The following is a 16,811-nucleotide window of genomic DNA, read 5'->3' on the forward strand; positions in this document are numbered from 1 at the left end:
GTACGCGTGACAGCGCGGAGGGGCCCCGTCCGTCGGACGGGGCCCCTCCGCGCATCCGGTGTGCGTGTCCGGATCAGTGCTTGAAGACGTCCTTCGCCTTCTCCTTGGTCTGACGGGCGTCGCCCTTGGCCTGGTCGGCACGGCCCTCGGCCTCGAGTCGCTCGTTGCCCACGGCCCGTCCGGCCGCTTCCTTGACCTTGCCCTTGACCTGCTCCGTCTTCGCCTTGGACTTCTGCTCGCCTGCCACGATTCATCACTCCCAGTGAAGTACGGCGTCCTGTCGTGTCACTACAGGTGACCCGCTTCGAGCGTCCCAAACCACACGTGTCACCCGAGACCGAGTCCGAGCCGCATGCCCTGGGCACGGCCGCCCGGTTCCCGCGGGAGGACCCGGGCGGCCTCGCCCTGCTCCTCGACGGCGCCGGCGAACCGGCCCGCGGCCGGCGGGATCGGCCCCCTACGGGTCCCCCGGCCTCCGTCGTCCCCGCATCGGCGACCACCGGGTCCTGTGCGCCGTCGACGACGCCGTGATCCGCGTTCTGGTCGCCCGCCTGGGCCGGGCCCCGTGACTCAGGCCTCCTTCCGTGCCACCGCGAACAGGCGGCGAAACGGCAGGACGGTGCCGTAGGGGCGGGCCGGGTAGGCCTCGCGGAGCAGGTCGCGGTAGTCGGCGACGAAGGCGTCGCGGGCCTCGGGGTCGTCGGCGAGGGCGGTGAGGACGGGGCGCAGGCCGGTGCCCCGGACCCAGTCGAGGACGGGGTCCCGGCCCGTCAGGACGTGGTGGTACGTCGTCGTCCAGACGTCGGCCTCGCAGCCGAGGCGGGCGAGGTGGTCGAGGTAGACGCCGGGGGCGTGGACGGAGTCCGCGGGGCGCAGCACCGTGCCGACGCGGCTCCTCCAGCGGGGCGATGTGCCGAGTGCGCGCAGAAGGGTGTGCAGGGGGGCGTCGAGGTTGTGGGGGACCTGGAAGGCGAGGGTGCCGCCGGGGGCGAGGCCGGCCAGCCAGGCGGGGAAGGCGTCGAGGTGGCCGGGGACCCAGTGCAGGGCGGCGTTGGAGACGATCAGGTCGTAGGTCTCGGCGGGCGTCCAGGTGGTGAGGTCGGCGTGGACGAAGTCGAGGTGGGCGCCGGCGTGCGCCCGGGCCTCGGCGAGCATCTCGGCGGAGTTGTCGTAGCCGGTGACGCGGGCGGTGGGCCAGCGGTCGGTGAGGACGGTGGTGACGTTGCCGGGGCCGCAGCCGAGGTCGGCGATGCGGGGCGGGGTGCCGGGCAGGCCGGGGACACGGGCGAGGAGGTCGGCGAAGGGGCGGGCGCGGGGGCCGGCGTGGCGCAGGTACTGGGCGGGGTCCCAGGCGGGGAGGGCATGGACGGCTCCTCGGGGCGGGGGCTTCACGGGGGTTCGGCGGGTTCTTCGGAAGGAGTCTTCCGGGGGTTCTTCGTCGGGGTGTCCGCCGGAGTGCTCGTCGGGGTGTTTCGTCGGAGTGCTCGTCGGTGGGGCCGGCGGGCGTTCTTCGCCCGGCGGCTCCACCGTCCCGCCGATTCGCCTCGACGTCAAGATACTTGACATCAAGAGACTTCATGTCGACACAACCACTACACTGATCGTCATGGAGGACGAGGTCGATCGGCTGGTCGCAGCGTGGCGCCGGGAGCGCCCGGACCTCGACGTGGAGCCGCTGGAAGTGCTCAGCCGGGTGAGCAGGCTGGCCCGGCACCTGGACCGCGCGCGCCGTCTGGCCTTCTCCGAGCACCAGCTGGAGCCCTGGGAGTTCGACGTGCTGACCGCGCTCAGGCGCGCCGGGCCGCCGTACCAGCTGTCGCCGGGGCAGTTGCTGACGCAGACCCTGGTCACCTCGGGCACGATGACGAACCGTATCGACCGGCTGGCGAAGAAGGGCCTGGTGGAGCGGCTGCCCGATCCCAGCGACCGGCGCGGTGTGCTGGTGCGGCTCACGGACGGCGGCAAGGACCGCGCCGACCAGGCGCTGGCCGGTCTGCTCGCGCAGGAGCGGGCGATCCTCGCCGAGCTGTCCCGCGCCCAGCGCGGTGAACTGGCCGGGCTGCTACGCCAGCTGACCGCCCCGTTCGACAACATCCCCGGTTAGGGCCTGCCCCGGCTCCGCCGGTCCGACCCCCGCCCGCCGGGCGAGCGCGACCGCGGCGAGCGTGGAGTGCACGCCCAGTTTGCCGAGGACGTTCTGCATGTGGGTGCGGACGGTGTGCGGGGACAGGAACAGCCGTTCGGCGACCGCCTTGCGTCCCAGCCCGGCGACCATGCAGCGCAGCACCTCGCGCTCCCTCGGCGTGAGGGACTCCACGAGCCGCTCGCTCTCGGTGCGGTGCTTGCGCGCCGCGGTCAGCTCCTTGAGCACGCCCGTGAGCAGGGCGGGCGGCAGGTGCGTCTCCTCCCGCAGCACCCCGCGCACGACGGTGAGCAGCCGCGACAGCGAGCAGTCCTTCGCCACCCAGCCGGACGCCCCGGCCTGCAGGGCGAGGGCGGCGCGGCGCGCGTCGTCCTTCTCGGCGAGGACGACGATCCTGACGTGCGGCTGGGCGACACGGACGCCGGCGACGAGGGAGAGCCCGTCGACCAGACCGTCCGCCCCCACCTGCCGCACGGGCGCGGCCGGCCGCACGCCGGGCAGGCGCCCGCCCAGGTCGGCGTCGACGAGCAGGACGTCGTAGCGGCGCCCCTCGGTGGCGGCGCGCTCCAGGCTGCGCAGGGCGGCCGGGCCGCTGCCCGCGGCGGAGACGTCGACGTCGGGCTCGGCCGCCAGGGCGGCGGCGAGCGACTCGGCGAAGATGCGGTGGTCGTCGACGACCAGAACTCGGATGCGAACCACGAAACCCCCCTCCCCCAGGCTCCTTCGCGGAGCAGGGGATACCCCAGGTCCGGAGAACGACGCCCGGCACGGGCCCGACGCCCGGGAGGGGTGTCCGACCGCACGGCCGCCGCCGTGCAGAGAGTGCTACCCCACCGCGGGCGTCGTACCCGACCGTCTCGCCCCCTGATCAGCACCGGCCCCCACCGGTGCTGTCGAACAGAGTAGGGCCGTGCGGGGAGAGCGGAAGGGGAAACGCAGAACTGGCCGTCCCGCGCGTTTATGGTGTGCCGCATGTTCCGTCTCGAGGCAGAAGTCGACAGGTCCCGACGCGATCTGCTCCGCTCCCGGCTGCGTGACGCCGACACGGTGGCCTCTCCCGTGCTGCGCGCGCTGCGCGGCACCCCCGCCGAGCGCGAGGCACCGCTGCACGTGTGGGCGTCGGACGACACCGGCGCGCTGGCCGGCGGCCTGGTCGGCCACACCTGGACGACCTGGCTGCACGTCACCCACCTCTGGGTCGACGCGCGCCACCGCGGCGCCGGCCTGGGCTCCCGCCTGCTCGCGGAGGCGGAACGCCTGGCCCGCGAGGACCGCGGCTGCCTGCGCTCCCGCGTGGAGACCTGGGACTTCCAGGCCCCCCGCTTCTACCACCGCCGGGGCTACGAGGTGGTCTGCGTGATCGAGGACTACCCGCCGGGCGTCACGGAGTACACGCTGACGAAACGGCTGGGGTGAGCGTCCGGGACGCGTCGGGCGCGGCGGCCGTCCCCGGGCCCCCGGCCCGCCCGTCCACCGTAACCGGCGAGATCGTCACCCGTCATCACCAAGAGTGAGCGACCCGCGCCCTCGACGGGTGCGGGTCGCTCGGGACCGCGGGAGGGTCAGACCAGGCGGCGGGCGCCCGGGGACGGGACCGCTTCGAAGGTCCTCGGGGCCGTGAAGCCCGCGGCGGCGAAGGCCTCCTCGACCGCCTTGCCGATGGTGTCGACGTCGGCCGCCTCCGCCAGGACGATCGCGGAGCCGCCGAAGCCGCCGCCGGTCATGCGGGCGCCGAGGGCGCCGTTGGCGAGGGCGGTGTCGACGACGAGGTCGAGTTCGGGGCAGGAGATGCGGAAGTCGTCGCGCAGCGAGGCGTGGCCCTCGACCAGGAGCGGGCCGATCGCGCGGGTCTCGCCGGACTCCAGCAGGGACACCACCCGCTCCACCCGCCGGTCCTCGGTGACGACGTGCCGGACCAGCCGGCGGACCTCCTCCTCGTCGCCGAGCCGCTCCAGCGCCGCGTCCAGCTCGGCGTAGGGGATGTCGCGCAGGGCGTCGACGCCCAGCAGGGCGGCGCCCTTCTCGCAGCCGGCCCGGCGCTTGCCGTACTCGCCGTCGCTGTGGGCGTGCTTGACCTGGGTGTCGACGACGAGCAGGCGCATGCCCTCGGCGGCGAGGTCGAAGGGGATCTGCTTCTGCGACAGGTCGCGGGTGTCGAGGAACAGGGCGTGGCCGTCCTCGCAGCAGGCGGACGCGGTCTGGTCCATGATCCCGGTGGGGGCGCCGACGTAGACGTTCTCGGCGCGCTGGCACAGGCGGGCGAGCTGCCAGCCCGGCAGGCCCAGCTCGAACAGGTCGTTCAGGGCCAGGGCGACGACGACCTCCAGGGCCGCCGAGGAGGACAGGCCCGCGCCCGAGGGGACCGTCGAGGTGAGGTGGACGTCGGCGCCGGTGACCGGGTGCCCGGCCTCGCGCAGCGCCCACACCACGCCGGCCGGGTACGCCGTCCAGGAGCGGTCGGACTCGGGCGCGAGGTCGTCCAGGCGCAGTTCGGCGACGCCGCCCTCGACGTCCGCCGAGTGCAGGCGCAGACGGCCGTCCGTGCGGCGCGAGACCGCGGCGACCGCGGTGTGCGGCAGCGCGAAGGGCATCACGAAGCCGTCGTTGTAGTCGGTGTGCTCACCGATGAGGTTGACGCGGCCGGGGGCCGCCCACACGCCGTCGGGCGCGGTCCCGTACAGCTCGGTGAAGCCGGCGCTGACCTGCTGCTCTGCCCCCACTTACCGCTCCTTTGCGATCTTCTGCGTGAACTCCCACGCGTCGGCGACGATACCCGCGAGGTCCGCGCGGGACGGGTTCCAGCCGAGCCGCTCGCGGGCGGTGGCGGCGGAGGCGACCAGGACGGCGGGGTCGCCGCCCCGGCGCGGGGCCACGACCTCGGGGATCGGGTGGCCGGTGACCTGGCGGACGGTCTCGATGACCTCGCGGACGGAGAAGCCGTTTCCGTTGCCGAGGTTGCAGATGAGGTGCTCGCCGGGGGTGGCGGCCTCGACGGCGAGGAGGTGGGCCTCGGCCAGGTCGGCGACGTGGATGTAGTCGCGGACGCAGGTGCCGTCCGGGGTCGGGTAGTCGTCGCCGAAGACGGAGATCGCCTCGCGGCGGCCCTGCGCGACCTGGAGGACGAGCGGGATGAGGTGCGACTCGGGGTCGTGCCGCTCGCCCTGCGCGCCGTAGGCGCCGGCCACGTTGAAGTAGCGCAGCGACACCGCGCCCAGCCCGTGGGCGGCGGCCTCGCCGGTGATCATGTGGTCGACGGCGAGCTTGGACGCGCCGTACGGGGAGGTCGGCGCGGTCGGGTCGGTCTCGGTGATGGGGGTGCTGACGGGCTCGCCGTAGGTCGCGGCGGTGGAGGAAAAGACGAGCGTGCGCACGCCCGCCTCACGCATGGCGCCGAGCAGGGCCATGGTGCCGCCGACGTTGTTCTCCCAGTACTTCTCGGGCTTCACGACGGACTCGCCGACCTGCGAGAACGCGGCGAAGTGGAGGACGGCGTCGAAGGAGGCGTCGAGGCACTTCCCGGCGTCGCGGATGTCGCCCTCGACGAAGACGGCACCCGCGGGGACGCCCTCGCGGAAGCCGGTGGACAGGTTGTCGAGGACGACGACCTCGTGCCCGGCCTCCAGCAGGTGCTGGGCGACCACGCCTCCGACGTATCCCGCGCCGCCCGTGACCAAGTACTTGCCGCTCATCAACTCGCTACCTCTCGCAGTCGCTTCGCCGCGTGCTCCGGCGGCACGTCGTTGATGAACACGTTCATGCCGGACTCGGAACCCGCGAGGAACTTCAGCTTGCCGGACGTACGGCGGATGGTGAAAAGCTCGAGGTGCAGCGCGAAGTCGTCGCGGTTGACGCCCTCGAACTCCTCCAGCGCGCCGAAGGGCGCCTGGTGCCAGCCCGAGATGTAGGGCGTCGCGGGCTCGTTCTCCCCGAAGATCCGGTCGAAGCGCCTCAAGAGTTCCAGGTAGACCTGGGGGAACTCGGTGCGCGCGGCCTCGTCGAGGCCGAGCAGGTCGGGCACCCGCCGCTTGGGGTACAGGTGCACCTCGTAGGGCCAGTGCGCGGCGTACGGCACGAAGGCGACCCAGTGTTCACCCTCGAGGACGATCCGCTCGCCGGCGAGTTCACGCTCCAGTACGGCGTCGAAGAGGTTCTCGCCGCCGGTGGCGTCCTTGTGGGCGGCCACCTGGCGCAGCATCAGGGCGGTGCGGGGCGTGGTGAACGGGTAGGCGTAGATCTGCCCGTGCGGGTGACCCAGTGTCACGCCGATCTCGGCACCCCGGTTCTCGAAACAGAACACCTGTTCCACGGAGGGCAGATGCGACAGTTCGGACGTCCGGTCCGTCCACGCGTCCAGGACCAGCCGCGCCTGCTCCTCGGTGAGGTCGGCGAAGGACGCGTTGTGGTCGGAGGTGAAGCAGACCACCTCGCAGCGTCCGGAGTCGCCGGCCAGCGAGGGGAAGCGGTTCTGGAAGACGACGGCGTCGTACGACGAGTCCGGGATCTCGCTCAGCCGGTCGCCCTGCGAGGGGCACAGCGGGCACTCGTCGGCCGGCGGGTGGTAGGTGCGCCCCTGCCGGTGCGAGGCGATCGCGACCGAGTCACCGAGGAGGGGGTCCCGCCGTACCTCCGAAGTGGTGACCGTGGGGTCCAGCGGACGCCGGTCCACCGCGTCGCGCACCGTGTCGTCCCGCAGGTCGTAGTAGATGAGCTCACGACCATCGGCCAAGCGGGTCGAGGTCTTCTTCACCGTGGCTCTCCATCCGTGCATCGGGCACCGCACGCTCGTGCCGGGCGAAGCGGATCAGGCTTCCCGCCGAGCGAGGCTCGCTTCCCGCGGAGCGGAGCAAGCTTCCAACAGAACTAAACACATCAAACCACAATCCCCCACGAGAGTCACCACCACAACCAAACAAAGACCACCAAGCGAAGTGAGCAGTGCATGCGAACCCCCACGTATCTCGCGGCTGAGCTACGCCTTCCGACCAACTGGCTCGACTACACGATCATGGCGATCTACTTCGTGGTCGTCCTCGGCATCGGCTTCGCCGCGCGCCGCTCGGTGAAGACCAGCCTCGACTTCTTCCTCTCGGGCCGCTCGCTGCCCGCCTGGATCACCGGTCTCGCCTTCGTCTCGGCGAACCTGGCGGCCACGGAGATCCTCGGCATGGCCGCCAACAGCGCGCAGTACGGCGCGTACACCGTCCACTGGTACTGGATCGGCGCCATCCCGGCCATGGTCTTCCTCGGCCTGGTGATGATGCCCTTCTACTACGGCTCCAAGGTCCGCTCGGTCCCCGAGTTCCTGCTGCTGCGCTTCGACCGGGGCGCGCACCTGCTCAGCTCGGCCCTGTTCGCCTTCGCCGCCATCCTGATCTCCGGCGTGAACCTGTACGCCCTCGCGATCGTCGTCGAGGCGCTGCTGGGCTGGCCGCAGTGGGTGGCGATCGTGGTCGCGGGCTTCTTCGTCCTGGCGTACATCACGCTGGGCGGTCTGTCGTCGGCGATCTACAACGAGGTGCTCCAGTTCTTCGTGATCCTGGCGGCCCTGATCCCGCTGACGGTGCTGGGCCTGAAGAAGGTCGGCGGCTGGGACGGCCTGACCGATTCACTGACGAAGGCGCACGGCGAGAACTTCACCACCGCCTGGGGCGGCACCGGCATCGGCAGCGACAACCCGCTGGGCGCGAACTGGCTGACGATCGTCCTGGGCCTCGGCTTCGTGCTCTCCTTCGGCTACTGGACGACGAACTTCGCCGAGGTGCAGCGCGCCCTGTCCGCGCGGAACCTCTCCGCGGCCCAGCGCACCCCGCTGATCGCCGCGTTCCCGAAGATCTTCATCGTCTTCCTGGTGATGATCCCGGGTCTGGTGGCGGCGGTCCTGGTCCCGAAGATCGGCACGGCCGACTCCGACCTGCAGTACAACGACGCGATCCCCTACCTGATGGAGCAGCTGCTGCCCAACGGCGTGCTGGGCATCGCGGTGACCGGTCTGCTGGCCGCGTTCATGGCGGGCATGGCGGCGAACGTGTCGTCCTTCAACACGGTGTTCACCAGCGACATCTGGGCGAAGTACGTGGTGAGGGGCCGCGAGGACTCCTACTACGTCCGCTTCGGCCGCCTGATCACGGCGATCGGCGTCGCGGCGTCGGTCGGCACGGCGTTCCTGGCGTCGTCGTTCTCGAACATCATGAGCTACCTCCAGACGCTGTTCTCCTTCTTCAACGTGCCGATGTTCGTCGTCTTCATCGTCGGCATGTTCTGGAAGCGGGCGTCGATGAAGTCCGGCTTCTGGGGCCTGCTCGCGGGCACCACGGCCGCGATGGTCAACTACTTCGTCCTCTACAAGCAGGACGTCATCGGCATCCCCACCGACCAGGGCGCCAACTTCGTCTCCGCGATCGCGGGCTTCGTCGCGGGCGCGGTGGTGATGGTGGCGGTGTCCCTGTTCACCGCCCCCAAGCCGGCCGAGGAGCTCCAGGGCCTGGTCTACGGCACCGTCTCGCCCGGCATGGCCGAGCCGCCGGCCGAGGGCGACGACGCCTGGTACCGCAAGCCCGCGCTGCTGGGCTGGGGCGCGGTCGTCCTCGCCGCCGCCTGCTACATCCCGTTCTCGTTCTGAGCCCTGAGCCCGCCGACGCCGATCGCGGGAGGATGGAAGAACCATGTCAGAGCAATTCGAACCGCCCGAGCGGGCGGAAGCGGAGAAGCGGCTGCGCAAGGCCGGCTACTCCGAGGCCGACGTCCAGCGCGAGGTCACCGAGCTGGAGGAGAAGTCGGCGACCGCGGCCCGCATCTTCGACCTGCGCCGCATCATCGGCGGCCTGTTCGTCCTCTACGGCGTCATCGTCACGATCGTCGGCATCACCGACGGCGACGCGGAGATCGACAAGGCCCAGGGCATCAACATCAACCTGTGGACGGGCCTGGGCATGCTGGCCCTGGGGATCTTCTTCCTGGTCTGGCTGAAGCTCCGCCCGACGGCCCCGCCGGCCCAGCTGCCGACGGAGGCACTGGAGCCGAAGGACTGAGGGGTCCTTCCGAGGAGGCGTACGGGGTTGGATTCCGCGTGGGTGGCGGGGCCGGCCCCGTACGTGTGTGCGCGGGTCCAGGTGGAGGCGGCCCACCCGTGCGGGCGTCACCGAGCGACGAAGAGGTCCTCAGGGGTGGCGACGTCATAGGAGCGCTCCCGCCAGTCCTGCAGCTGCGTCAGGTCGTTGGTCTCACTCAGCCTCTTCAGGACGGACGCGGGCACCTCGATCCCCCGCCAGAAGAAGAGCCGCAGGACCACCGACCGCTCCAGGCTCACCTTGACGCTCTCCTCGTACCCCTCCCTGAAGGCTTGCTCCGCCGCTTCCAGCCAGTACCGGCGCATGGGGTCCTGCCAGATGTACGAGGGGAGCCGCCAGCGGGGGCGCCCCTCGCCCTGCGCGCCGACGGCGGCGTCAGGAGCCGTCGGCATCGAACAGTTCCTCCGCCTGGCTCACGTCCATGGCCCGTCGCGCCCAGAGCTTGAGCAGATCCTCGTCGGTGCACGTCTCCACGCGGTGCCGAATCGCGTCGGAGACGGGGACACCCCGCCACTCGAGGATGTTCAGGGTCATCTCGACGCCCTTCTCGACCCTCCCCTCCTCGCGCACCTGTTCCGCGAGCGGGTGCCGCCAGAAGTACTGGATCGTCGTCATCATGTCCCTCCACATCTGCCGGGCCCGGCTGTCCGCCAGGCACGAGTCGACGAACTGCACGAAGACCGCGGCACTGTCGCGGTCGATGGTCCGCAGGGCGGCCGCCAGCGATTCCAGTATGGCGGGAGCCTCCCGGCCCCGGCCGTGCGTCATGGCCGACAGCACCGCCAGGGGGACGTCCCGCTCGGCCTCCCGCTCGTCCGCGATCACGGGCACGTTGTCCGGGCCGAGCACGAACGGGCGCACCGTCAGCGACGGGCAGCCCCGCACCCCGAGGTGGATCGGCTCGGCCGCCCACCGGGCCGTGGCGCTGTTCTGCGTGACCACGATCAGGACCGGCTCGCACCGGTACTTCTCGTACAGGTAGCTCAGGTAGTACGGCCAGCTGCCCCGCTTCCTCTCGTCCGGCTTGCCCTGCGACTCCACGACCAGCAGGTACGCGCCCTCGTCGGTCTCGGCCCGCAGCAGCGTGTCCACCCGCCGCTCGACGGGCTCGGTCTCGGTGAGGTCGACGTTCATGCCGGCGAATTCGTACGGCTCGGGAAAGGGAACACCCAACACCTGCTGCAAAGCGCGAGTCAGCAGCGCGGGATCCTTCTGGAAGATCCGGTGCATGGCTTCGTGCGACGAGCCGACCATCGGCTCTCCTCTCTGTGCGACAAGATCAACGAGCTATGCCGCCGGCAGGTCACACCACACGAACTTGCCGCGATGCCCGAAGCGGGACAGCGGGTGCCAGCCCCACACCTGCGCACAGGCCCGCACCAGCGCGGTGCCCCGGCCGTGCTCCGCGTCCGCCGGGTCCCCCACCTCGCGCGGCGGGTCGGGCGGCTCCGGGTCCGCGTCCCACACCCCCACCCGCAGCACGCCGTCCGCCCAGCGGACCCGCAGCGCCGCCGGACCCTTCGTGTGCAGCACCGCGTTGGACACCAGCTCCGAGGCGATCAGCTCCGCGGTGTCCACCAAGCCGATCAGCCCATGCACGGTCAGGATCAGACGCAGCGTGCGGCGGCAGACCGGGACGGCCCTGACGTCGTGGGGGATGTGGAGGGAGTACTCCCACGTGTCGGAGGTGTCGGGGGTGCTTTCGGGCATGCGGCGGCTCCGGGTGAGGGGAGGGTGGGTGAGGGCACGGTGGCAGTGCCGCAGCCGTCGCGGCAGGACAGGGCGGTGCGCTTCCGTAGCGTGTTCAACGCGTCACTGAAGGTATTTCCTAACATTAGGAAGACGCAAGCCGTTGTCCTATCCTGACCCCCGAACGAGGTACTTCAGCAGGGCAGTTGCAACGAGGAGATGCCGGTTGCCACCGAAGAGACACCTCACGGCCCGCAGGGTGCGATTGGGTGCCGAGCTGCGCAAACTCCGCGAGATCACGGGCATGAAGGCACGAGAAGCCGCCGCGCTACTGGGTGCTGACGCAGTCCAGATGAGCCAGATCGAGTCCGGTGTGGCAGGTGTGAGCGCAGAGCGTGTTCGCCGTCTGGCAGCCCACTACGCCTGTATGGACGAGGGTTTGATCGAGGCCCTGGTGGCCATGGCGACCGACCGCACGCGCGGTTGGTGGGAGGAGTATCGGGGTGTGCTGCCGCCGGTGAACCTGGACCTGGCCGAGACGGAACACCACGCGACGTTGCTGCGTGAGGTCGTCATCACGTACGTTCCCGGGCTGCTCCAGACTCCGGAGTACGCCCGAGCCGTCTTCGGTTACATGCGCCCCGAGCTGCCAGACAGCGAGTTGACACCGCGCGTGGAGCACCGCATGAAGCGGCGCGGCGTCATCAAGGGCGACAACCCCACTCCGTACGAGGTGATCGTCCACGAGTTCGCCCTGCGCATCCGCGTGGCCGACCGCCAGGTGTCCCGTGCTCAACTCCTACGAATCCTGGAGCAGACCGAGCAGGAGCACATCACCGTGCGTGTCATCCCCACCGACCAGGACGGTTTCGGCGGCGCCGGCGCCTCGATGATGTACATGGACGGTCCGGTCCCCCAACTCGACACCGGACTACGGGAGGGAGCGACCGGCACGGCGTTCATCGACGCGGAACCCCAACTGAAAATGCTTCGAACGCTTTTCCGTAAGGTGGAGAGGGCGACGCTCGACCCCTGCGCGTCCCGCGACTTCGTCCACCGCCTGTCGAAGGAACTGTGAGGCGTCCCATGGTTGAGGCACTGCACTGGCAGAAGTCGACGTACTCAGGCGGCGCCGAAGGCAACGCCTGCGTCGAACTCGCCGCCTCCCCCACCCGCATTCACCTCCGCGAGAGCGACACCCCCGTCACCGCCCTCACCACCACCACCGCCGCCCTCGCCCGCCTCCTGGAAGGCATACGTGACGGCGCCCTGTGAGCGCCGCGGTCACCCGCGCACGGGCCCGGGTGCGGCGTCCTGACCCGCCTGCCGCTCACATGGCGTCGTAGGCCTCACGGGCCTTCTCGATCTGGGGCATGTACGCCCGTGCCCACTCCAGGAGGACGTCGACGGGAGGGCGCATCGTCTTGCCCAGCGGGGTGATCCGGTACTCCACGGCGACCGGTCTGGTGTTCACGACCTCGCGTTCGACGATGCCGTTGCGCTCCAGTCTGCGCAGGGTGGCGGTCAGCGACTTCTGGGTGACCGCGGGGATCGCGCGGCGCAGGTCGTTGAACCGGCGCGGCCCCTCGCACAGTTCGCCGAGGACGCTCAGCGACCACTTGTCCAGCACCTGGTCGAGCAGTTCGCGGTGCGGCGCGGAGATGCTCAGCTCGTCGTCGTGGGAAGCGGCGGTATCGCTCATGAAACCTGGTCTCGTTGAAGTGTCCTGCGTCTCCTAGGTATCAAAGAGGTACCACGTTCGTCACGTCACGAGGAGACCTCATGCCCGTCCAGCGTTTCACCCCCGAGGGCATGCTGCAGCCCACGCCCTACCACCATGTCGCCGTCGGCACAGGCAGTAAGCACGTCCACGTGAGTGGGCAGGTCTCCGTTCTCGCGGACGGGACGCCCGTCGCCGCGGGGGACCTCTCCGGGCAGGTCGCGCAGGCGCTGCGGAACACCGCACGCGGTCTCGCCGGGGCCGGCGCGACGTTCGACGACGTGGTGCGGCTGACGGTCTACGTCACCCGGTGGGAGCCGGAGAAGATGGACGCCTTCATGGCGGGCATCGAAAGCGTCGCGGACGAGATCGGGCTGTCCCTGCCCCTCCCCCCGTCGTCGCTGATCGGCGTGGACTGCCTCTTCGAGCCCGGCGTCCTCGTCGAGATCGAGGCCACCGCCCTCGTCGACTGACCGTCGAGACCGCGCGGGGCGGCCGGGAAGCCGCCGAGGCGGCCCGCGCTGCCCGAGCGGAGGATCACGGCCTTGGCCGGAGTCCTCGGCATGGCTTCAGGGCCGGACGGCGACGATCATCCGCGGCAGCACCCTGCCGGCGACGGAGCCCGAGGGGACGCTTCCCGTGCGGACCGCGCCCATCGCGCGGTAGAAGGGCTCGGCGTTCGGATCGGCGTCGATCGTGATCCGGGTGAATCCCAGGTCTCGTCCGGCGGCGACGGCGTGCTCGAACAGCAGGCGGCCGACTCCCCGGCCGATGGCCCGCGGATCGACGAACATCATGCCCAGGACGGCCGTGGGCGGTTCTCCCTCGAGAGTCGTGAAGCCCAGGACGTGGCCGTCCCCCTCGGCCACCGTGGCGCGTCGGAGGGCGACCTCGTCCGCGGCGACGGTGAGTTCGTCGCGACACGCTTCCAGGAACTCGGCGTCATACCCCCAGTGCGCCTTGGACCGCAGTGCCAGGTCGGTGAGCGTCCCGGCTTCCGTCGCCCGTGCGGGCCTGATCAGCACGTCCATCCAGATCCTCCGGTCGGTTCCTACGAGCCCTCCGGTCCCGCCTCCCCGTCCCGGGAGCCCCGCGTCAGCGATCCCGCCCGGTCCAGGAGGCCCGTGCGGGCCGCGAGGGCCGCCGCCTCCAGCCGTGAGCCGACGTCCAGTTTCATCAGGACGCGCTGGACGTGGGTGCGGGCCGTGGAGGGGGCGATGCCCATGCCGGCGGCGATCATACGGGTGTCCTCGCCGTCGGCCACGCGGACCAGGACCTCCACCTCGCGGGGGGTCAGGAGCTCCAGGAGGCGCCGGCCCTCGTCGTCGGGCTGGGCCGCGGGGTTGAGCAGCTCGCCGAAGGCGCCCTGCAGGAGCTGGGGGGCCACCGCCGCCTCACCCGCCCGTGCCTTCATGATCGCCCGCTCGACCCCCTCGATGCGCTCGTCGTGGCGCACGTAGCCGGAGGCGCCCGCGGCGAAGGCCGCCGCGATGCCGCGCGGACTCGGCACCGGGCCCAGGACCAGGACGGCCACCTGGGGCCGCTCCCGCTTGATGCGCACGACCGGGTCGAAGAAGCCCGGCTCGGCCGGGGTCGCCGTGCCCAGCAGGCACACCTCGGGCGCCCGGGTGATCACCAGTTCCGCCGCGCCCGCGGCGGGCGCCGTCGCGGCGAGCACCCGGTGCCCCCGCAGTTTCAGCGCCGAGGCCAACGCCTCGGCGAGCAGTCGGTGGTCGTCGACCACCATCAGCCGCACTCCCATCGAGCAACCCCACCCCCAGTCCCCCCATGGATGCCCACCCGGGCAAACAGGCAAAGCCAGTACCGGTCCACATGAACAGGCAAAAGGTGCCCCCCGGCACCCCGTCGCCATGCCCCCGGAAGCTACACGCTTGTTCGACGTCTCGCTCCCCCTACCGGCGAGAAGGGCCCCGGATCCCCGAAGTTCCCCGCGCGCGGGGGCGCGGGGCGGTACACCGACGGCCCCGCCCCCTGAGCAGGGGCGGGGCCGTCGCGGCGGTGGCGGGACGATCAGCCGGCCGCGCCGAACGCCAGCGCCAGGTAGTCCTTGTCACCGGAGCTGGAAGGGGAGTCGTCCGCGTAGAGCGCGGCCATGTACAGGTGCCCCTGGGAGTAGATGATCTCGGAGTACTCGGGCAGCATGCGGCTCTCCGCCTCCCGCACCGCCTCCGTCGAGGGGTTCTGGAGCAGCGTCGTCTGCTTGAAGGTGCCGCCGGCGATGCTGACGACCTGGCCGCCCTCGTCGTAGGGCGGGCGCTTGTACGCGATGACGTTCTCGCCGTCCGCGCGCAGCGGGGTCAGCACGTAGCCGTCGCCGGCGTCGGCGCGCTGGCCGGTCGCCTTGCCGGTGGTCAGGTCGAAGGCGACGATCTCGTTGGTCCGGCTGTACTCGCCGGTCCCCTCGTGCTCCTCCGTCGGCAGGTACAGCCGGTTCGGACCGACCACGACGCCGGAGCACTTCTCCATCTCGGTGATGCCGTCGCAGCGGGCCGCGTACTGCTCGCCCGGCGCGGAGATCCTGGTCAGCAGCTTGCCGGTCTTGTTGTCGATGGAGAAGAAGTCCGAGATGCCGCTGCCGTCCTGGGCGCTGTCGCCGACGTCGGCGGCCACGACCAGCGGGTCGGTGGACACGACGGCCGCGTACTCGATGCCGGTCGCCATCTTGTACTCGGAGAGCACCTTCCCCGAGGCCGGGTCGATGGTCTGGATGTGCAGCTCACGCGCGTCGTACTTGCCGCACTTGCGCACCGCGACCAGCTTCGCGCCGCCGCCGTAGCCGGCGTCGTAGCAGGTGTCGGCCGCCTTGGGGGACCACAGCAGCTTGCCGGTGGTGATGTCGAAGGCGCTCCCGCCCTCGGTGGCGCCCAGCGCGACGGTGTTCCCGCTGACGGTGACGTTGTCGAAGGTGACCGGGTAGTCGCCGACCGCGACGGTCTTGCGCCACAGCTGCTTGCCCGCGTTCAGGTCGATCGCGGCGACCTCGCTGCAGCCGGCGTGGGAGTCCTTGGCGGGCATCTTCGGCTGGAAGACCACCGCGGTCCTGCCGTCCGCCGTGGTCTTGCGGCTGGCCGTGCACACCGGGCCGGGCAGCTTGATCGTCCAGAGCTTGGTGCCCTTGTCGGGGTCGTAGCCGACGATCTCGGCGACGCCCGACTTCACGTACGCCTTCTCGGTGAGCCAGGAGCCGCTGACGACGATGCTGTCGTCCTTGGTGACCGTGGGCGACGGGATCTGGAAGAGGAGCTCGGAGGCCGGGTCGCCGGGCACCTTCTCCGTGCCGCCGGCCGACGTCGTGCCGCCGTCGCCGCCGCCCTTCTCGTCACCGCCCCCGCCGCCGCTCCCGCCGGTCGGGCCGGCGGTGCTCACGCCTTCGTCCTTCTTGTCACCGGATTTCGCGTACAGGACGCCGCCGCCGATGATCAGCGCGATCGCGACGACGGCCGAGATGATGATCGCGAGCTGGGCGTTGCCCTTGCGGCCGCTCCCGGCGGGCGGCACCTGCATCGGCACGGTGGGCTGACCCGGGTAGCCCGGGTAGCCCGGGTAGGCCGGCTGGGTCGGGTAGCCCTGCACGCCCGGCTGCCCCGGGTAGCCGTAGCCCGGCTGCTGGCCGTACGGCGCCTGCTGGCCGTAGGGGGCCTGCGGGGCGTAGGGCGCGGGGGTGGGGGGCTGCTGGGCGTACGGGTTCGGCGGGGCCGGCGGGCCCGGGTAGCCGTAGCCGGGGCCCGTCGGGGGCTGGGGCGGCTGGACGGGCGGGGCCGCCTGCGGATAGCCGTAACCGGGGCCGGCCGCGGGCTGGGGCGGGCCCGCGGGGGCCTGCGGGGCCGGCTGACCGGGGTAGCCGTAACCGGGCTGCGGGGCGGGGTCCTTGGTGAGCTGCGGGCCCGCGGGCGGGGCCGCGGGCGCCGCGGGCGGCGGAGGCTGTGAGGCCGCCGGGGCCGGAGGCTGGGGGGCCGCCGGGGCCTGCGGGGCGGGCGCGGCGGCACCGTCCTGCGGCGGAGGCGGGGTGTCCTGCGGCTGCGGTGCCGCGGGAGCCGCGGGGGTCTCCTGCGAAGGAGCCGCGTCCTGCGGCGGGGTGTCCTGCGGGGTGCCGGAGGGGTCCTGCTGCGGGGCCCGGTCCTCGGGGGTGCCCTGGGGCGGCTGGTTCGGGGGCGGCGGCTGGGTCATGGTG

Annotated in this window: 20 protein-coding genes; 7 read left to right on the forward strand and 13 right to left on the reverse strand. The window is 71.5% G+C overall.

Going from position 1 to position 16,811, the window contains the following annotated elements; all coding sequences use genetic code 11:
• Positions 1 to 73: 73 nt before the first annotated feature.
• Positions 74 to 247: a CsbD family protein gene (locus ACZ5FU_RS12605; protein WP_451527453.1), complete on the reverse strand. Its 174-nt coding sequence runs from the start codon at positions 245 to 247 to the stop codon at positions 74 to 76.
• 323 nt (positions 248 to 570) lie between these two features.
• Positions 571 to 1,392: a trans-aconitate 2-methyltransferase gene (locus tag ACZ5FU_RS12610; protein ID WP_469045312.1), complete on the reverse strand. Its 822-nt coding sequence runs from the start codon at positions 1,390 to 1,392 to the stop codon at positions 571 to 573.
• Between the two features lie 214 nt (positions 1,393 to 1,606).
• Between ACZ5FU_RS12610 and tamR the strand changes: the two genes are divergently transcribed.
• Positions 1,607 to 2,104: a MarR family transcriptional regulator TamR gene (tamR, locus tag ACZ5FU_RS12615; protein ID WP_451527455.1), complete on the forward strand. Its 498-nt coding sequence runs from the start codon at positions 1,607 to 1,609 to the stop codon at positions 2,102 to 2,104.
• On the opposite strand, the gene ACZ5FU_RS12620 is transcribed toward tamR, so the two are convergent.
• On the reverse strand, positions 2,063 to 2,842 hold the full coding sequence (locus ACZ5FU_RS12620; protein WP_451527456.1) for a LuxR C-terminal-related transcriptional regulator: 780 nt from the start codon (positions 2,840 to 2,842) through the stop codon (positions 2,063 to 2,065). The two genes, tamR and ACZ5FU_RS12620, sit on opposite strands and share 42 nt — an antisense overlap.
• A 273-nt stretch (positions 2,843 to 3,115) precedes the next feature.
• Between ACZ5FU_RS12620 and ACZ5FU_RS12625 the strand changes: the two genes are divergently transcribed.
• Positions 3,116 to 3,559 carry a GNAT family N-acetyltransferase gene (locus ACZ5FU_RS12625; protein WP_451527457.1) on the forward strand — a complete coding sequence of 148 codons (444 nt, stop codon included), beginning with the start codon at positions 3,116 to 3,118 and terminating at the stop codon, positions 3,557 to 3,559.
• A gap of 146 nt (positions 3,560 to 3,705) precedes the next feature.
• Here the strand turns inward: ACZ5FU_RS12625 and galK are convergent, their stop codons facing one another.
• The 3 genes from galK to galT are packed head-to-tail and all read right to left on the reverse strand — an operon-like array spanning position 3,706 to position 6,890.
• Complete coding sequence (gene galK, locus ACZ5FU_RS12630; RefSeq protein WP_451527458.1) at positions 3,706 to 4,863, reverse strand: galactokinase; 1,158 nt, start codon at positions 4,861 to 4,863, stop codon at positions 3,706 to 3,708.
• Complete coding sequence (gene galE / locus ACZ5FU_RS12635; protein ID WP_451527459.1) at positions 4,864 to 5,832, reverse strand: UDP-glucose 4-epimerase GalE; 969 nt, start codon at positions 5,830 to 5,832, stop codon at positions 4,864 to 4,866.
• Positions 5,832 to 6,890, reverse strand: coding sequence for a galactose-1-phosphate uridylyltransferase (gene galT, locus ACZ5FU_RS12640; RefSeq protein ID WP_451779095.1), 1,059 nt, complete (start codon positions 6,888 to 6,890; stop codon positions 5,832 to 5,834). Before galT ends, galE begins: the two co-directional genes overlap by 1 nt.
• A gap of 192 nt (positions 6,891 to 7,082) precedes the next feature.
• On the opposite strand from galT, the gene ACZ5FU_RS12645 reads away from it, so the two are divergent.
• Together ACZ5FU_RS12645 and ACZ5FU_RS12650 are read left to right on the forward strand one after the other, a co-directional pair.
• The gene (locus ACZ5FU_RS12645) at positions 7,083 to 8,762 is read left to right on the forward strand and encodes a sodium:solute symporter family protein (RefSeq protein WP_451527461.1); all 1,680 of its coding nucleotides are present in this window, start codon (positions 7,083 to 7,085) and stop codon (positions 8,760 to 8,762) included.
• 43 nt (positions 8,763 to 8,805) lie between these two features.
• Positions 8,806 to 9,171 carry a hypothetical protein gene (locus ACZ5FU_RS12650; RefSeq protein ID WP_451527462.1) on the forward strand — a complete coding sequence of 122 codons (366 nt, stop codon included), beginning with the start codon at positions 8,806 to 8,808 and terminating at the stop codon, positions 9,169 to 9,171.
• 107 nt (positions 9,172 to 9,278) lie between these two features.
• On the opposite strand, the gene ACZ5FU_RS12655 is transcribed toward ACZ5FU_RS12650, so the two are convergent.
• From ACZ5FU_RS12655 to ACZ5FU_RS12665, 3 genes are read right to left on the reverse strand one after another with little or no spacing between them, the layout of a single operon-like run.
• Positions 9,279 to 9,602 carry a hypothetical protein gene (locus tag ACZ5FU_RS12655; protein WP_451527463.1) on the reverse strand — a complete coding sequence of 108 codons (324 nt, stop codon included), beginning with the start codon at positions 9,600 to 9,602 and terminating at the stop codon, positions 9,279 to 9,281.
• Positions 9,586 to 10,464 (reverse strand): hypothetical protein, encoded by an 879-nt coding sequence (locus ACZ5FU_RS12660; protein ID WP_451527464.1) that lies wholly within the window; start codon positions 10,462 to 10,464, stop codon positions 9,586 to 9,588. Before ACZ5FU_RS12660 ends, ACZ5FU_RS12655 begins: the two co-directional genes overlap by 17 nt.
• A gap of 33 nt (positions 10,465 to 10,497) precedes the next feature.
• A complete protein-coding gene (locus ACZ5FU_RS12665) occupies positions 10,498 to 10,920 on the reverse strand; it encodes an ATP-binding protein (protein ID WP_451527465.1) in 423 nt (140 codons plus the stop codon).
• Positions 10,921 to 11,125: 205 nt separating this feature from the next.
• Between ACZ5FU_RS12665 and ACZ5FU_RS12670 the strand changes: the two genes are divergently transcribed.
• Together ACZ5FU_RS12670 and ACZ5FU_RS12675 are read left to right on the forward strand one after the other, a co-directional pair.
• The gene (locus tag ACZ5FU_RS12670) at positions 11,126 to 11,977 is read left to right on the forward strand and encodes a helix-turn-helix domain-containing protein (protein WP_469045313.1); all 852 of its coding nucleotides are present in this window, start codon (positions 11,126 to 11,128) and stop codon (positions 11,975 to 11,977) included.
• An 8-nt stretch (positions 11,978 to 11,985) separates the two neighbouring features.
• Positions 11,986 to 12,174 (forward strand): DUF397 domain-containing protein, encoded by a 189-nt coding sequence (locus ACZ5FU_RS12675; protein WP_469045314.1) that lies wholly within the window; start codon positions 11,986 to 11,988, stop codon positions 12,172 to 12,174.
• 55 nt (positions 12,175 to 12,229) lie between these two features.
• Here ACZ5FU_RS12675 and ACZ5FU_RS12680 read toward each other — a convergent pair whose 3' ends face one another.
• Positions 12,230 to 12,601 carry a winged helix-turn-helix transcriptional regulator gene (locus tag ACZ5FU_RS12680; protein WP_451527468.1) on the reverse strand — a complete coding sequence of 124 codons (372 nt, stop codon included), beginning with the start codon at positions 12,599 to 12,601 and terminating at the stop codon, positions 12,230 to 12,232.
• 80 nt (positions 12,602 to 12,681) lie between these two features.
• Here ACZ5FU_RS12680 and ACZ5FU_RS12685 point away from each other — a divergent pair, with 80 nt between their 5' ends.
• Positions 12,682 to 13,092: a RidA family protein gene (locus ACZ5FU_RS12685; RefSeq protein ID WP_451527469.1), complete on the forward strand. Its 411-nt coding sequence runs from the start codon at positions 12,682 to 12,684 to the stop codon at positions 13,090 to 13,092.
• Positions 13,093 to 13,188: 96 nt separating this feature from the next.
• On the opposite strand, the gene ACZ5FU_RS12690 is transcribed toward ACZ5FU_RS12685, so the two are convergent.
• From ACZ5FU_RS12690 to ACZ5FU_RS12700, 3 genes are all read right to left on the reverse strand, one after another.
• Positions 13,189 to 13,650, reverse strand: a complete 462-nt coding sequence (locus tag ACZ5FU_RS12690) for a GNAT family N-acetyltransferase (protein WP_468644526.1) — start codon at positions 13,648 to 13,650, stop codon at positions 13,189 to 13,191.
• 20 nt (positions 13,651 to 13,670) lie between these two features.
• Positions 13,671 to 14,381 (reverse strand): helix-turn-helix transcriptional regulator, encoded by a 711-nt coding sequence (locus ACZ5FU_RS12695; protein WP_451527471.1) that lies wholly within the window; start codon positions 14,379 to 14,381, stop codon positions 13,671 to 13,673.
• Between the two features lie 269 nt (positions 14,382 to 14,650).
• Complete coding sequence (locus ACZ5FU_RS12700; RefSeq protein WP_451527472.1) at positions 14,651 to 16,807, reverse strand: outer membrane protein assembly factor BamB family protein; 2,157 nt, start codon at positions 16,805 to 16,807, stop codon at positions 14,651 to 14,653.
• Positions 16,808 to 16,811 lie beyond the last annotated feature (4 nt).

This window comes from Streptomyces sp. NPDC031554 (assembly GCF_055580685.1).